This is a genomic window from Streptomyces sp. NPDC050508 (assembly GCF_040655155.1).
Classification (GTDB): Bacteria; Actinomycetota; Actinomycetes; order Streptomycetales; family Streptomycetaceae; genus Streptomyces.
On the sequence record NZ_JBFAJJ010000001.1, the window covers coordinates 805,411 to 820,370 of the forward strand.

Consider the following 14,960-nt stretch of genomic DNA (forward strand, 5'->3'; position numbering starts at 1 on the left):
ACCACATCCCGTGACCACTCGTAGTGCGGGCGCGGACGCACCACGCAGACGCTGTCGCCGAACGAGTGGTGCGCTGCGTACCGCTCCACCCCGGCCGTACGTAGTCACCCGCCGACCCACACCACGAACCCCACGTGATGCGAGCGGCCCGCGCACGCAAAACCATGAACGTGGCCCCCGCCGCACCACGCAGGGATCGGTCTGTCGTATGCGAGCCCGTGCCGCACCGAACAACTGCGGCAACCTGTGAAACGAGGTGTCCGACCATGAAGATCGAGGGTTCGGTCGCGCTGGTGACCGGAGCGAACCGCGGAATCGGGCTGGCGTTCTCGCGCGCTCTGCTGGCCCGGGGTGCCGCCAAGGTGTACGCGGGCGTCCGCAGGCCGGAGGACTTCCAGGAGCCCGGCCTGGAATCACTACGACTCGACGTCACCGACCACGACCAGATCGCGGCCGCCGCGGCAACGGCATCCGACGTGACGATCGTCATCAACAACGCCGGTATCCAGGCCGGACCGGGCCTGCTGGACGGCTCCTTGGAAGGCGCGCGGCGGGAACTGGAAGTGAACTACCTGGGCGCCTGGGCGGTGTCACGGACCTTCGCACCGGTGCTCGCCGCCAACGGTGGCGGCGCCCTGGTGAACATGCTGTCCGTGGCCTCTTGGCGGGCGAACAGCCGGTTCCCCGGCTACGCCGCGTCTAAGGCCGCCGAGTGGTCGCTGACCAACGCGCTGCGCATCGGACTGCGAGAGCAGGGAACGCTGGTCGTCGGGGTGCACGTCGGCTGGGTGGACACCGATGCCACGGTAGGGGTCGACACCCCGAAGGTGGAGCCGGCTGAGGTGGCCGCCAAGACCATGGACGCGATCATGCGTGATGAGCCGGAAGTACTCGTCGACGACACGGCTCGCCGGGTACGCGCCGCGTTGTCCGGCCCTTGGAGTTCCTCCACCGGACCGCGTGAGCGTGCCCACCGACTTCGGCGTCGTTGACTTGGGTTCCGACTCGGGTCGCTACGCGGCCGTCCCTGTCCGCTGCCGGCGCTCTCCATGCGTAACGGCGGCGGCTCACCCTTGACCTGAAGGCCTGTCACCTTCGGTGCGTAAAACTACCTATACATCCGATCTATTACTCCGGGATTCGCTTACTCGGAGGCCACCTCTTTCGCATCGAACCGCACACAACCCGTTGACAGCGCCAATCGTATGCTGCCACGTTGACCCCATTCATCGGATGTCTCAGTCTCCCCTGCGGGCATGCCCGCGGCTTGACGGATCCCGGAGCGGTCATGAAATGGATGGCGTCGACGTGCAAGATCATCGGTTCTGTACTCGCCTTCGGACTGGTCGGCGCGGGAGCGCTGGGCGTGTCGGCAAGCCCGGCGCAGGCAGCCACCGCATCGGTGCTGTGGGCAGCGCCTGACGGCCACGGTGCGGCGTGCACATCGAAAAATCCCTGCTCCCTGACCACCGCGCAGGCAGAAGTACGCGCTCTTGAGCACGGCCGGAACCCGGTGAGTCCCCGAGTCGAACTCCTCGGCGGCACGTACCGGTTGAGCAAGACGTGGAAGTTCGGCACGGAGGACTCCGGCCGGCCCGCGCACCCCGTGGTGTGGGAGGCCGCGCCCGGCGCCCACCCGGTCATCTCCGGCGCCTCCCGGGTCACCGCCTGGCACGAGGTGGGGAGCAGCGGTGTGTGGTCCGCACATGTGCCCCACGGCAGCGCCACCCGCCAGCTCTACGTGGAGGGCAGACAAGCCCCCATCGCCCAGGCCACCCCGGCGGCCCTGCACTTCACGGGCAACTGGGCCGGGTCGGCCACGGGATACGACCTGTCGAACGACGCCGCGGCCCTGGCCTGGTTCGCACACCTCACGCCCACGCAACTGGCGCAGGTCGAGTTCGACTATCCCGCGGGCAACGGCGCGTGGACCGACTCCAAGTGCGGGGTCGCACGGATGTCCGGCAGCACGCTGGTCATGGACCAGCCCTGCTGGACCAACGTCACCGACATCGCCCCGTTCAGCCAGGGCACCGGCGGCCTGCCGTCGATGCCCACCTCACAGCTGCCGGCCACGATCCAGGGCGCCCGCAGCCTCCTGACGCCCGGTCAGTGGTTCCTGGACAACGCCACCGACACGCTCTACTACACGCCCAGGAGCGGTCAGCGGATGGCCGGCCTGGACGTCGAACTGCCCCGGCTGGAGAAGCTGGTGCAAGGTGCCGGCAGTCTGGCCAGGCCCCTGCACGACATCACCTTCGCGGGCCTCCAGTTCTCGTACGCCACCTGGAACGCCCCCTCGTCACCGACGGGCTTCGCGGACGTGCAGAGCAACCTGCACAGAACCGGCGACAGCAACCAGGGGCTGTGCACCTTCTCCACGCCCGCCGGCAGCTGCCCCTGGGGCGCACTCACCCAGCCCCTCGCCAACGTCGCCTTCACCGGGGCCAGTCACGTGACGATCAGCGGCAACCGGTTCGTCAACCTGGGGGGCGCAGGCCTGAGTTTCATGTACGGGGGATCGCACAACGTCATCGACGGCAACGAGTTCACCCGGATCGCCTCCACCGCGCTGTCACTCGGCTGCACGTACGACCCGACTCCCACCGACACGCCGGCCTCGGTGATCAAGGACAACTGCACGCCTGACCCGAAGACCGTGCAGGCGGACCGGGTCGGGACGAACGAGATCCTGGACCACACCACGGTCTCGAACAACGTGATCCACGACGTCGGCACCGACTACCGCTCGGCCTGCGGCATCACGCTCCTGTTCAGCCGCCACACCACGATCACGCACAACGAGCTGTACAACCTGCCGTACACCGGGATCACCGCGGGCATCATCCAGGGCCACGTCGACGACGCCAACCATCCGCAGAACTCGACCAACATCAACGCCGACAACACGATCAGCGACAACCTGATCTTCGACGTCATGCAGGTCCTCGACGACGGCGGCGCGATCTACATGGAAGGCCACCAGGCGCAGTACGTCCACCAGCCTGACGGCACCATCGACGCGACAGCCACCCTGGCCCACGGCCTGCACGTCACCGGCAACGTCGTCTACAACGACGGCTCGCGCTTCAACGCCTTCTACGACGACGCCGGTTCGGAGTGGATCAGCTTCAGCGGCAACGTCGAGTTCCACCCGCTGGCCGCACTCGGCGCCCAGGGCGGCTGCTCGGCCACCGGCCACTTCTGGGTCACCGGCAACTACTTCTCCGACCCCGCGGAGAGCTACTTCTGCACGCAGCCGATCGACTCCCACGCCGGCGACAACACCACCGTCCCCGCGTCCCCGGGCCCGGGTGACATCCCCGTCTCCCACCTCGCCGGCGCAGGCGTCACCGACGGATACGGGCCACTGGTGGACGCCCTCCCTCTCACCGCGAGCTACATCTCCGCGCCCACGCCCATCGCCGGCTCCTCGACCGAACGGGTCCTCATCGCCGGTGCCGGCTTCTCGCCCGGCACCCCGGTGTACTTCGGCGACCGGCGCGCGACCGACGTCCAGTCGGTCTCCTCCGGATTCCTGATCGCCGCGGTACCGACCGGAGCCGACGGCACGGACGTCACCGTCGGCACCTACGTACCCCGTCCGGCCATCACCGCCCCCACGAGCGGCACCACCGGCCTGGCCGACACCTTCACGGTCCGCGGTACAGCGCTGGCCGGCAACACCGTCGCGGTCACCGACAGCGCGAACCAGGCAGGCTGCACCACAACCGCTGCCGCCGACGGCGCCTGGTCGTGCACGCTCACCGACGTCTCGCCCGGCCAACAGTCGCTGTCCGCCACGCAGTCCGACAAGGACGGTGCCACGTCCAAGCCGTCGGCAGCCGTCCTCGTCTACGTCGGCACGCCGCCGACCGCAGCACGCCTCAACGACACCGATGCGTCGATCGTCTACAACTCCTGGGACTACTTGGGCAGCCGTGGCTACGGCGACCACGACGACGACGTCCACTATGCGACGACCGACGGCAGCAGCATCACGTACGCGTTCATCGGCACCGGGATCAAGGTGTTCGGCGAGGAGTTCACCGATCAGGGCGACATCGGCGTGTCGATCGACGGCGGGCCCGCCACCGTCGTCGACACGGTGCCTGCCGACGGCGCGCGCCACACCGATGCCGCTGTCTACACCAACACCGCACTCGCCGCCGGTGTCCACACCATCGTGGTGACCAAGCTCTCGGGCACCTACGCCACCTTCGACGGCTTCGAAATCGACAACTCCGCCTCCTCCCAGTAGCCCTTCGGTCGACCGCCCCACCCCTGAAGCCACGCAGGCACCGGCAGCAACAGCCGGACGACCTGCCACTCCGCCTCCGTCAGGTCGGAGCCGTAACACCGGACGCCCTGCGGACCGTCTGCCGCGTTGCCGAACCTGTGCGCGAGGCAGTCGCAGTCCGGTGACAGCGCGTTGGACTTCGCAGCAGCGAGCACGAGAGACCGCGGCACAGGGCCTCCTGGTGCTGCTCGGTTGGGATCGCAACCCCGAGCTACCAGGAGGCCCTGCTGTTATGCCCGGGCGCAGGTGGGTTGATCTCGGCTGTGGTCAGGTCTGCGAGTCGTTGTGCGGTGTTGAAGTGGGGGGTGAGACGGGTCTTGGTCATGGCGAAGGAGGTGCCGGTGGCGGTGTCGGCATAGACGTAGCTGCCGCCACCACCGACCCAGCCGAACGTGGTGGATGCCTCCTCCGGCCGAGTACCGATGCGGCCGAGCGGATAGCCCAGGGCCAGCCGCGCATGGTTGCCGAAGACCTGGTCGGTGCCCTCGAAGGCCACCGCCGTCACCTCCTTGAGCTGATGTGAGTCGATGAGCCGACCGTCGAGGACCGCGGCGTTCATGGCAGCGATTCCCCGCGCGGTGAAGGTGCCGACCGACGGGATGTCCGCTTGCAGGATCTCGTGGCTGTTGCCCATGGCCGCGGTCGGTTGCCGTTCCCAGGGCGCAAGAACGGCATCGCCGTCAGGTGGGGCGACCGGGCGCGGTGCGGCGTCTTCGAGTCGCGCCAGCCGGGCGAGGTCGGTGCGGGGCACACCGAAGAACAGGTCACCGTCGATGCCCAGGGGCACGGTGACCCACTCGTGCAGGAGCTGCCGCATCGGTTTGCCTGTGGCCCGGCGTGCGACCTCGCCGACGAGGAAGCCGAAGGTGAACGAGAGGTATCCCGTCTCGGTCCCGGGCCGCCACCGAGGTTCGGCGTCGGCGAGCGCGCTGCAGACCCGCGACCAGTCAGCCAGGTCGGCAGGACCGATGTCACGAGGCATTGCCGGCACGCCGGCCGAGTGGGTCAGCACGTGTCGAAGAGTCGCGGTCTCCTTGCCGTGGGCACCGAACTCCGGCCACAGGTCGACCACCGGTGTCTCGTATCCGACAACGCCGGTCCTGACGAGCAGGTGAGCGATCAGCGACGTCATGACCTTGCCGGCAGAGAAGCTGAAAACCGGGGTCTCCGGGGTCATCCTGCGCCCGGTCTGGCCGCCGGCGACGGCATCGACAACAAGAGCACCGTGGTGGTAAACGGCAACCTGCAAGCCGGTTTCGGCTCCGGTATCCACGAGTTCGTCGAGGACGCTTTGAACCTGTTGCTGCAGTGAGGGCATCATCGTCACCGGCTCGGCCACGTGTAGCGGGTCTGGCTGGATGTCGGCAGCTTGCCGAAAGCGAATCCGACAGTCGGCGCGACTCGATACAGCCTGACGTCGCCGGCGATGACGGCCTCGTCCAACCGGTACCAGGAACCCTCGGGACTGGTCAGATGCGCACCGTACTTCCGCTCGAAGTCCGCGACAGCCCGTTCACGCCCGGAACGCTCGTCCACCACGGATGCGACACCCTCGATGACGACGTCCACACCGGTCAAGGCGTTCGTGCCAGTCGTCAGCGCACAGCGGGGATTACGTTCAAGGTTTCGCGCCTTGCGCTCCTGACCTCCCGTGGTGAAGCACATGCCACTCAGACTCCAGGCCGCCAACAACGGCGTCACGTGTGGTCGCCCGTCCGGCCGCACCGTGGAGAGCCAGAACACCTCCGCCTCACCGAGGACCGCCAACGCCGACGCCCACGGCGTCGCCTGCGCGCCCGGGGACGAGAACGGTCCCAGCACAGCATCCGGTTCGCTGTCCAACATGTCCCATCCTCAACGAGGCATGCTCAGCCGACCGGCACTGGTGAAGCAGCGACAGCAGGCCGACCCGTCATGCCCTCCGGTAGGTGTTACGTGCCGTCTTGATGATGACCTGAACCCGCCGAGAAACTCATCGCTCCGCGCGCGCACCAGCAAGCCACGGCAAGCGGAAGGATTCCAATGGGGATGGCTTCTCAGATCCCGGTGGAGAGGGCTACGTGGCGCCATTGGTCGAGTTCACGTCGCACCAGATTCAGCTTGGCCTCGACGCGCTCGATTGCGTCCGCGCCCAGCTGTAGGCGCAGCGGCGGCTCGGCGACCTCGGTGATGTCGACGATGGCTTTCGCTGCCTTCACCGGATCGCCCGGCTGGCGGCCGTCGTTCGCAGCCAGTGCCTCGCGCACCGGCCCCGCGCCGGCGGCGTAGTCGGCGATGGAGGCCGGTTCGACCTGGATGCTCGAACTGCTGAGGAAGTCGGTGCGAAACCCGCCCGGCTCCACGATCGTGACGCGTACGCCGAGCGGGGCCAGCTCGCCGCGCAGCGCCTCGGAGACGCCCTCAAGGGCGAACTTGGACGCACCGTACAGGCCCGCCGCCGCAACGGTGGCGAAGCCGCCCACGGAGCCGATGTTCAGGACGTGTCCGGAACGTTGGGCGCGCAACGTCGGCAGTGTCGCCCGCAACGTGTTGAGCACGCCGAAGACGTTGACGTCGAACAGTGCTCGGGCGGCCTTGTCGGAGATCTCCTCGACCGCGCCGATGAGGCCGTAACCTGCGTTGTTGGCCACGATGTCGATCCGGCCGAACTCCGCCAGGCCGGCCGTCACCGCAGCCGTCAGCTGCTCCGGTTCGGTCACGTCCGCGGCCACCGCCAGCAGCCCGTCCGGCTCTTGCGGGTACGCCCGGCGCACCGCTGACACATCCCTCGCCGTAGCGATCACGCTGTGCCCTCGGTCCAGCGCCTCGCGAGTGATCTCCGCGCCGAGTCCACGCGATGCCCCGGTAACGAACCAAACGCTCATGTTCTCCCCTGTTTTCCATGGCCCGATGAGCCGACAACCCGACGCTAGAACCTAGAGTCGGGTCTAGAACAACAGCTAGGTGAGGGAGGGGTGTTCATGGACCTGAGCATCGGCGAGGTGGCACAACGCACTGGGCTGAGCGTGCACGCGCTGCGGTTCTACGAGCGGGAGGGCCTGTTCGCCAACCCGGTGCGCCGCCTGTCCAACGGCCGCCGGATCTATCACGAAGAAGACCTGGAGTGGCTGGCCATCTGCACGAAGCTCCGCTCCTCCGGCATGCCCCTGATGATGATCCGGCAGTACATCGAGCTGGTTCGTCAGGGCCCGGGCAATGAACATGAGCGCCTTGAGGTGCTACGCCGACACGAAACCCACGTGGAGACGCAGATCCGCGAGCTGCAGGACACCCTGGACGTGATGCGGCACAAGGTACGGATCTACGAGGACCATGTCGCCCGCGGCGAAGCCGACCGGCTCTGGAACCCGTCCCACCCGGTCGCCGCACAGGCCGCCGCCCACCAGGAATGCCATCCGCCAGAAGCCACGTGATCGTCCGGTCCACCAGAGCGTCATTGCCGCGAGAAGGGCTTACGTATCGTGCAGCACTGCGCGATGGTGCTCCGATTTCGAGATCCTCGTACAGTGTTTGGCACTTTTCCTTCAGCGAGGCGCCGTGGCGCACAACGGACGGGCCCGTACGCGGATGAATCCGGTGCTGGGCGCCCCTCGGTACTTCTCGTCAATGCGGGTCAGCTGGGCCGGGGGTAGCGGCGGGCGAGTGTCGTCCACTCCTCTTCCGGCCGTCCGGGGACGAGACGGCCGGCTGTTTCCCACTGCCGAGCGAGTTCGGTGAAGATCGGCTCCAGGTTGGGACGCGGAACCGCTTCATTGCCTCTGTGCCGCGCACGGGTGACGGGCGTGAACCACATAGTCGTGGTGGCCCCGTCTGGCTCGAAGCCGCATGGGTCATCGGGTTGGCCTGCGTACGTCATGGTCTTCCTGTTCGCCGGGGCTGCCTGCGGGCAGGTCCATGAAGGTCGCGGCCAGTGGCCGGGGCGGTGGAGGGACAGTGGGGTTCACCGGGTGTCTCCTTGGATCTCCCCGGGCAGCCCGTACGGTCCGTCCGGGTTCCATGCGACCGGCCCGGATTCTTGTAGGGCGGGGCGGGTCTGATCGGTGTCGATGACGAGCGTGAACTCCGGGAACGTCACGGTCATGACCTCGTCGGGGGTGGGTTGTCGCCCTCGGCGAGCTGGGCGGCGCGGCCGGCCACGAGGTCTGGCCGCTCGGCATCGTCGAGGGTGTCGCCCTCCTTGAGCACGGTCAGGATCTGCCGCCAGAGCGTCAACGCCGGCTCCTGGCGTTGGGTGCAGGCATCGTGGCGGCCGAGTCGTCAGGTGCGGCTCGTGCGGGGGGTGTTTGTCCCGCAGGCAGGCATGCTGTGGCGAGGAGCACCGCGCTGAGGCCGTAGGTCCGACCGGCGGAGGAGAACGCCGGCACAGGCTCCGAGGCGTCGTCCACGGCTGCCTCGTCGAACAGCGCCCTGGCGGTCAGGGCCGGATTGCTGCGCATCGCGCCGTGCGTGAGCGCGGTGCCCCACGGGCCCTTGGCGCCTTCCCCCGTGCGGAGAATGACTGCCGGGTCATCATCGGCACGGTCGACCACGGCGGAGTGGTGGGGCCAGAAGGCCACCTGGTCGAGGAAGGCGGGGCTGATCGGGACGAGCGTCGTATCACCCGTCTCGGCTTCCTGGGCCCGCTCGGCGTCTGCCCCGTAGAAGACAAGTCGTGCGCCGCCGGCGGTGCCGCGGGGTCTCAGCGCAAGCAGCCGAGGCCGGGGGTAGAGCGGCACGACGATGGCCCCGGCGCGCAGAGCACCGAAGAAGAGGGCGGGAAAGGCCGGGACATTGGGCAGTCTCATCCCCACTCGATCGCCGGGGCGCACTCCGTGGGCGAGCAGTCCGCCGGCCACCCGGGCGCTGAGCTCGTCCAGCTCGGCACAGCTCAGGACTCTCTCGTCGACGCTCAACGCTGGTCGCTGTGGCTGTCGTTCGGCCGCTTCCGCCAGGGCAGTGGCGAGATTGCTCACGTCAGTTCGCTTTCATGCATGCAGGTCTGGTCTTTACGTGACGATCCTGGCAACAGGGACCTGCCGGACGCCATGTCGTCAGCGACACGGTTTTCTGTCCTCGTCGACAACGACCGTGTGGGGATTGAGTCGTTGGGGAGAAACCCATGGCTGACGCTGCCCTAGGCTCGGCCACGTGCACGTGACACAGCCCAGACGCATCGTGGCCGAACTGGCCAAGATCCTGCTCGGCAGGCTCGATGCCATCGCCGCGGAGATGGCCGAACTGACCTACGAGAACATCGAGTTCTACCGAACCATGGTGGTGCGCCCGGAGGATCTGCGCGCGTCCATGCGCCACAACTTCCATGGCTCCATCAGCTACCTGGCCGACCCCGACGGGCCGTCGATCGACCTGTCCGGGCCCGCGGAGACAGGCCGCAAACGCGCCCTGCAGAACGCGCCGTTGCCGGAGATCCTGCGTGCCTACCGCCTGGGCGCCCAACACCTCTGGGAGCAACTCCTCCACGAGGCCAGGAAGCTGGGCGGAGACGCGCCCGACGCACTCCTGGAATCGGCGGGGCAGATCTGGGAGATCGCCGACGCGCAGTCCTCGGTCCTCACCGACGCCTATCGGGAAACACTCGCGGAACGGATGGTGGAGACCGACCGGCGCCGCTCCGCTCTGGTCGCCGAGCTGATCGACGGGCCGTCCTCGGACGGTGACACCGTCTGGGAGGCCGCACGCATGCTCGGCTTCCCGTTCCAGGGGTCGTTTCTCGTCGTGACCGCTGAGGCCCTCACCGTCGGCGATCCGCCGCTGCCGGGACTGGACGGCCAGCTGCGCGCCCTCGATGTCGGATCGGCGTGGCGTGCGCAGCCGAGTTCCGAGACAGGGGTGCTCTCCTGCCCGCAACGGCAGCCGGTGGAACGGATCCTCGATGCCGTACGTGTCATCGCGACAGGCCGCGTGGGCGTGAGCCCGCTCTACGACCGTCTCGACCAGACGAGCCGTGCGCTGCGGTACGCGCAAGTCGCAGCGCAGTCACTGCCCCCAGGCGCCGCGGCGGTGCGCCAGCTCGACGACACACCACTGACGGAACTGGTGATGCACAACCTGGAAACCACTCAGCGCGCCGTCCACCGCATTCTCGGCGGCGTGCTCTCCCTGCCCGAGGAGGACCGGACCACTCTGCTCGCCACCGCCCGAGCGTGGCTCGGAGCACACGGATCGGCGGCCGGGGCGGGGCGGGCTCTGTACTGCCACCAGAACACGGTGCGCTATCGCATGCACCGCCTGGAGGAGTTCCTGCGCGGTCCCCTGGACGACCCGAGGATCGTCGCCGAACTCTCCATGGCACTCGACGCCGTGGGCACCTTCCCCACTCTCCTGGAGCACCGCCCGCTACCGCTTACTTCCTGACTCAACGACGCGGGCTGGAGAGACACCGCGGACGGAACGCCAACGCGCCGTGCGGTCCTCACCGGGCCAGGAGTCAGAGCCTGCGGCGCTGGGCCATCTGTCCCCGCCTTCGAGTCCGTCTCTCAGCCGGAGGCAGTGATGGTGACCTTGACGTGTTTCATCAATGGCTGGTCGCTCTGGGTGCTGTAATCGCCGATCGCGCACAGTACGTTCATCTCCGGCATGTAGCCGGCGGCACAGCCGCGGGGGATGTCGTAGGGAATGGCCAGGTAGCCGTCGAGGTGACGGTGGCTGCCGTCCTTGGCGGTGCTGGTGATGTCGACCGGGTCGAGTTCGGACAGGCCGCGTTCCCGCATGTCGTCCTGGTTCATGAAGACGAGTGTGCGCAGGTTCTCGATGCCCCGGTAGCGGTCGTTGTCGGAGTAGATCGTCGTGTTCCACTGGTCGTGGGAACGCATGGTGCCCAGCGCCAGGGTGCCCGGGGCAGGGACCACGTCGGGCAGGGTGGCGGTGGAGAACTCGGCGCGTCCCGTCGGGGTGAGGAAGACCAGTTCGCGGGCGGGCTGCTTGATCCGGAAGCCGAGCGGCAGGCGCACCCGGCGGTTGCAGTCCTCGAACCCGTTGAGGGCCTGGGCCATGGTGTCGCGGATACGGTCGTAGTCCTCGATGTACCACTCCCAGGGCGTGTTGCTGTCCGGGAGGGCGGCGCCGGCCATGCCGGCGATGATGGCGGGCTCGGAGAGCAGGTGCGGCGAGGCGGGGCGCTTCATGCCTACGGAGAGGTGGACCATGCTCATCGAGTCCTCGACCGAGGTGCTCTGGACGCCGCCTTTCTGGTGGTCCTTCTCGGTCCGGCCCAGGCACGGCAGGATGAGCGCTCGCCGACCGTGGACGAGGTGGCTGCGGTTCAGTTTGGTGCTCACCTGGACGGTGAGGTCGCACGTGCGCAGTGCCTCGTAGGTGTAGACGGTGTCGGGTGCGGCGAGGGCGAAGTTGCCGCCCATACCGACGAACACCTTCACATCGCCGCGGTGCATCGCCTGGATGGTGGCGACCGTGTCCAGGCCGTGCTCGCGGGGCGGGTCGATCTTGCAGACCTCGGCCAGGCGGTCCAGGAACTCCTCGGTGGGCCGGTGGTTGATGCCGCACGTCCGGTTGCCCTGGACATTGCTGTGCCCACGTACCGGTGACGGTCCCGCTCCCTCCCGGCCCAGATTCCCGCGCAGGAGAAGGAGGTTGACGATCTCCCGGACGGTGTCGACACCGTGTTCGTGCTGGCTGACGCCCAGGCACCAGCTGATGATGCTGCGGTCGGCGTCGCGGTAGACCCGGGCCGCCTTGAGGATGTCGTCCCGGCCGACACCGGACTGATGCTCGATCTCCTCCCAGGATGTGGCCTCGCACACCGCCCGGTACTCGTCGAAGTACGCCGTGTGGCGATCGATGAACTCCTGGTCCACGGCCTTGGGATCGGTCCTGACCCACTCCAGGACCGCCTTGGCCATGCCGCGCAGAAGCGCCATGTCGCCGCCGATGCGGGGCTGGAGGTTCAGAGTGCTGGTCCGGGTCGCCTTGAAGAGAGCCATGTCCTTGAAGTCGTGCGGCACGATGGTGCGCGTGGCAGCCGCCTCCACCAGCGGGTTGACGTGCACGATCTGGGCGCCACGGCGGTATGCCTCGGCGAGAGCGGTGAGCATCCTGGGCGCGTTCGAGGCGGCGTTGACGCCCATGATGAACAGGGCGTCGGTGGCTTCCCAGTCCTTCAGGTCGACGGTCCCCTTGCCGGTGCCCAAGGACGCCTGCATGGCGCGACCGCTGGCCTCGTGGCACATGTTCGAACAGTCGGGCAGGTTGTTCGTGCCCAGTTCACGGGCCATCAACTGGTACAGGAAGGTGGCTTCGTTCCCGAGGCGGCCGGAGGTGTAGAACGACGCCTGGTTCGGATCGTCCAGTTCACGCAGAGCCTGGCCGGCCAGCTCGAATGCGTCGTGCCAGCTGATGGGGACGTAGTGGTCCGACTCCGGGTCGTACGTCATCGGTTCGGTCAGCCGGCCCTGGTCCTCCAGGTCGAAGTCGCTCCAGCCGGACAGCTCGGTCACCGAGTGGGCGGCGAAGAACTCGCGGCCGACCCGTTTGCGGGTCATCTCCCAGGTGACGTGCTTGATGCCGTTCTCGCAGATGTCCAGGTGAAGGCCCTTGGTGTCATCAGGCCAGGCGCATCCGGGGCAGTCGAAGCCCTTGTTCTCGTGGTTCATCCGCATGATCGCCCGCGGCCCGTCCACCAGCGCGCCCTCGCTCACCAGCACCCGGGTCACGCTCTTGGCGGCCCCCCAGCCTGCGGCGGGGTGGTGGTACGGGCCGAATCGCGGCTTCTCCGCGGGAACGGGCCCCACCCGGGGCCCCGGCTGTTGCTGGTCGTCATCGGAGGCGTTCAAAAATCTCACCCCTTCGCGACCCGGGCGTGGGCCGATGGCGGTCACTGTTTTTCAGGCTATGCCGGTGGTTCACACGATGCATGCGGTGGACCGGCCATCGAACGGCGCCTCGCCGCACCTCACTCAAGGCGGGGCGGTGGCGGGCCGAGGAGGCCGCGATCTGGGCCATTGCCCGGGCGGACACAGGCGAGGCCGCGGGTCCGATCGCCTGGGTGTCGTCGTCGAGGCGACCGAGCCGCTCAGCCGGTGGGCCTTTGAGGACCTGGGCCTGCACCGCCTGCGCCTGTGCCACTCGACCGCGCCCACCGGCCGCATCACGAACCCGTGCGCTGCCGCACGAGGACGGGTGGCACGACGAGCACCTGCGCTCCCTGGTGCGGGGAGACAACTGAGGCGTCTACAGGTCGTTGCCGGCGTAGGAGAGATTGAAGCTTTTGTTGGTCAGCGGGAAGTCCGGGACGATCGTGTCGCTCAACGCGACCGGCAGGGCGGGCCAGTTGAAGAAGGACGGGTCGACCGGCTTGACCCGTTTCAGGGTGCCGTCGGCGGCGAGTTCGACGCGAGTGGCGATGGTGCCGCGCCAGCCCTCGACGAGGCCGACGCCGCTACCAGGGGCGGCCCCCGCAGCGGGCGCGAGAACCGGGCCGGTGGTGACGCGGTCGCGCAGTTCCCGGATCAGTGCGAGGGAGGCGTCGATCTCTTCGGCGCGGACCAGGAAGCGGGCCAGGACGTCGCCGCTGGTGTGGACGGGGACGTTCGCGGGGTGCCCGTGCGGGGTGAAGGGGTGGGCGATCCGGGCGTCCTGGCCAAGGCCGCTGGCGCGGGCGACGTAGCCGAGGCAGCCGATGTCACGGGCGGCCTCATTGCGCAGGATCGCGGTGCCGGTGAAGCGGTCGCGGACGGTGGAGTGGCCCAGCGCCAGCCGGACGATGTCGCGGATGTCGTCGCCGATGGCCTCCAACTGCGTACGACTGGGCAGGGTGCGCAGGACGCTGCCGCCGAGGACCACTCCGCCGCGCAGCAGCCGGTGTCCGGTCACCGTGTCGTTGAGGCGCAGGAGTTGTTCGCGCACGCGCTGGGCGTAGGCGTTGAGGATGCCGTGGCCGACGTCGTTGCAGAGCATGCCGAGGTCGGCAACGTGGTTGTGGAGGCGTTCGAGTTCCAACAGCAACGCCCGTGCGCACTGGGCCTGTTCGGGGACGGCGGTGCCGGTGGCCTCCTCGACGGCCAGGCAGTAGGCCAGCGCGTGGCCGACGGCGGTGTCGCCGCTGATGCGTTCGGCCAGCGGCAGCCCGGCCGCGACGCTACGGCCCTGGAAGAGTTTCTCGATGCCCTTGTGGACGAACCAGAGGCGGGCCTTGAGTTTGAGGATGGTCTCGCCGACGACGGAGAAGCGGAAGTGGCCGGGTTCGATGATCCCGGCGTGGACGGGGCCGACGGGGATTTCGTAGACGCCGTCGCCGGTGACCTCCAGGAAGGGGTAGGGGCCTTCCTGTTCGCCGAAGGCGGGCGGGTCGCCGGCGTCGGGGTGCATCGGGTACCAGCCCTTGGGCCAGTGGAAGTGGCGGACCAGGCGGCGTGGTTGGGGGTGGTCGAGGGGCACGATGCCGTGCAGGTCGTGCATCTCGCGTTCGAACCGGCCTGCGGGGAAGGACAGATGGGCCAGGCTGGGCACTTGGGGGTGGCCGGGGTCGAGGCGCACGTGGAGTTCGATGCGGGTGTCGGGCGGGCCGGAGACGAAGAGGTAGACCAGGCGTACGGCGTTCTCGTCGTGGTGTGCGGCAACCAGGGCCAGGCGGTGCCCGTCGCGCAGCAGCGCCTCGGCCCGCTTGCGCAGTTCGCCGGTGTTCACCTCGTGCATGGTGTGCATC

The 14,960-nt window shown here is 68.3% G+C and carries 13 protein-coding genes; 5 read left to right on the top strand and 8 right to left on the bottom strand.

The genetic code is table 11. The features are described from left to right. Positions 1-266: 266 nt before the first annotated feature. Together AB0I69_RS03640 and AB0I69_RS03645 are read left to right on the top strand one after the other, a co-directional pair. The gene (locus tag AB0I69_RS03640; RefSeq protein WP_363093853.1) at positions 267-992 is read left to right on the top strand and encodes an SDR family oxidoreductase; all 726 of its coding nucleotides are present in this window, start codon (positions 267-269) and stop codon (positions 990-992) included. Between the two features lie 296 nt (positions 993-1,288). Beyond that, a complete protein-coding gene (locus AB0I69_RS03645; RefSeq protein WP_363093854.1) occupies positions 1,289-4,261 on the top strand; it encodes an Ig-like domain-containing protein in 2,973 nt (990 codons plus the stop codon). Here the strand turns inward: AB0I69_RS03645 and AB0I69_RS03650 are convergent. The 4 genes from AB0I69_RS03650 to AB0I69_RS03665 all read right to left on the bottom strand — a co-directional run bounded on the left by AB0I69_RS03650 (position 4,210) and on the right by AB0I69_RS03665 (position 7,164). Next, entirely contained in the window at positions 4,210-4,470 is a 261-nt protein-coding gene (locus AB0I69_RS03650) for a transposase (protein WP_363093855.1), read from the bottom strand. The genes AB0I69_RS03645 and AB0I69_RS03650 overlap by 52 nt on opposite strands. 41 nt (positions 4,471-4,511) lie before the next feature. Then, entirely contained in the window at positions 4,512-5,639 is a 1,128-nt protein-coding gene (locus AB0I69_RS03655) for a serine hydrolase domain-containing protein (protein WP_363093856.1), read from the bottom strand. After that, entirely contained in the window at positions 5,624-6,145 is a 522-nt protein-coding gene (locus tag AB0I69_RS03660) for a pyridoxamine 5'-phosphate oxidase family protein (protein WP_363093857.1), read from the bottom strand. The genes AB0I69_RS03655 and AB0I69_RS03660 overlap by 16 nt, the downstream gene beginning before the upstream one ends. Before the next feature lie 191 nt (positions 6,146-6,336). After that, the gene (locus AB0I69_RS03665; RefSeq protein ID WP_363093858.1) at positions 6,337-7,164 is read right to left on the bottom strand and encodes an oxidoreductase; all 828 of its coding nucleotides are present in this window, start codon (positions 7,162-7,164) and stop codon (positions 6,337-6,339) included. Positions 7,165-7,260: 96 nt separating this feature from the next. On the opposite strand from AB0I69_RS03665, the gene AB0I69_RS03670 reads away from it, so the two are divergent. Then, complete coding sequence (locus tag AB0I69_RS03670; protein ID WP_363093859.1) at positions 7,261-7,713, top strand: MerR family transcriptional regulator; 453 nt, start codon at positions 7,261-7,263, stop codon at positions 7,711-7,713. Between the two features lie 664 nt (positions 7,714-8,377). Here AB0I69_RS03670 and AB0I69_RS03675 read toward each other — a convergent pair. Then, positions 8,378-8,512 (bottom strand): hypothetical protein, encoded by a 135-nt coding sequence (locus AB0I69_RS03675; RefSeq protein WP_363093860.1) that lies wholly within the window; start codon positions 8,510-8,512, stop codon positions 8,378-8,380. Then, on the bottom strand, positions 8,509-9,192 hold the full coding sequence (locus AB0I69_RS03680) for an AMP-binding protein (RefSeq protein WP_363093861.1): 684 nt from the start codon (positions 9,190-9,192) through the stop codon (positions 8,509-8,511). The genes AB0I69_RS03675 and AB0I69_RS03680 overlap by 4 nt, the downstream gene beginning before the upstream one ends. Between AB0I69_RS03680 and AB0I69_RS03685 the strand changes: the two genes are divergently transcribed. Beyond that, positions 9,112-9,417, top strand: a complete 306-nt coding sequence (locus tag AB0I69_RS03685; RefSeq protein WP_363094179.1) for a hypothetical protein — start codon at positions 9,112-9,114, stop codon at positions 9,415-9,417. The two genes, AB0I69_RS03680 and AB0I69_RS03685, sit on opposite strands and share 81 nt — an antisense overlap. A 10-nt stretch (positions 9,418-9,427) precedes the next feature. After that, positions 9,428-10,654, top strand: a complete 1,227-nt coding sequence (locus AB0I69_RS03690) for a helix-turn-helix domain-containing protein (RefSeq protein ID WP_363093862.1) — start codon at positions 9,428-9,430, stop codon at positions 10,652-10,654. A gap of 122 nt (positions 10,655-10,776) precedes the next feature. On the opposite strand, the gene AB0I69_RS03695 is transcribed toward AB0I69_RS03690, so the two are convergent. Continuing rightward, positions 10,777-13,089, bottom strand: coding sequence for an FdhF/YdeP family oxidoreductase (locus AB0I69_RS03695; protein ID WP_363093863.1), 2,313 nt, complete (start codon positions 13,087-13,089; stop codon positions 10,777-10,779). A gap of 397 nt (positions 13,090-13,486) precedes the next feature. Further along, a complete protein-coding gene (locus tag AB0I69_RS03700; RefSeq protein WP_363093864.1) occupies positions 13,487-14,959 on the bottom strand; it encodes an NADH-quinone oxidoreductase subunit C in 1,473 nt (490 codons plus the stop codon). Position 14,960: the final 1 nt, after the last annotated feature.

Bases quoted from the DNA above. Each gene is read 5' to 3' on its own strand.
- AB0I69_RS03640 (WP_363093853.1), top strand. From the start codon at position 267: ATGAAGATCGAGGGTTCGGTCGCGCTGGTGACCGGAGCGAACCGCGGA.
- AB0I69_RS03645 (WP_363093854.1), top strand. From the start codon at position 1,289: ATGAAATGGATGGCGTCGACGTGCAAGATCATCGGTTCTGTACTCGCC.
- AB0I69_RS03660 (WP_363093857.1), bottom strand. From the start codon at position 6,145: ATGTTGGACAGCGAACCGGATGCTGTGCTGGGACCGTTCTCGTCCCCG.
- AB0I69_RS03665 (WP_363093858.1), bottom strand. From the start codon at position 7,164: ATGAGCGTTTGGTTCGTTACCGGGGCATCGCGTGGACTCGGCGCGGAG.
- AB0I69_RS03670 (WP_363093859.1), top strand. From the start codon at position 7,261: ATGGACCTGAGCATCGGCGAGGTGGCACAACGCACTGGGCTGAGCGTG.
- AB0I69_RS03700 (WP_363093864.1), bottom strand. From the start codon at position 14,959: ATGCACACCATGCACGAGGTGAACACCGGCGAACTGCGCAAGCGGGCC.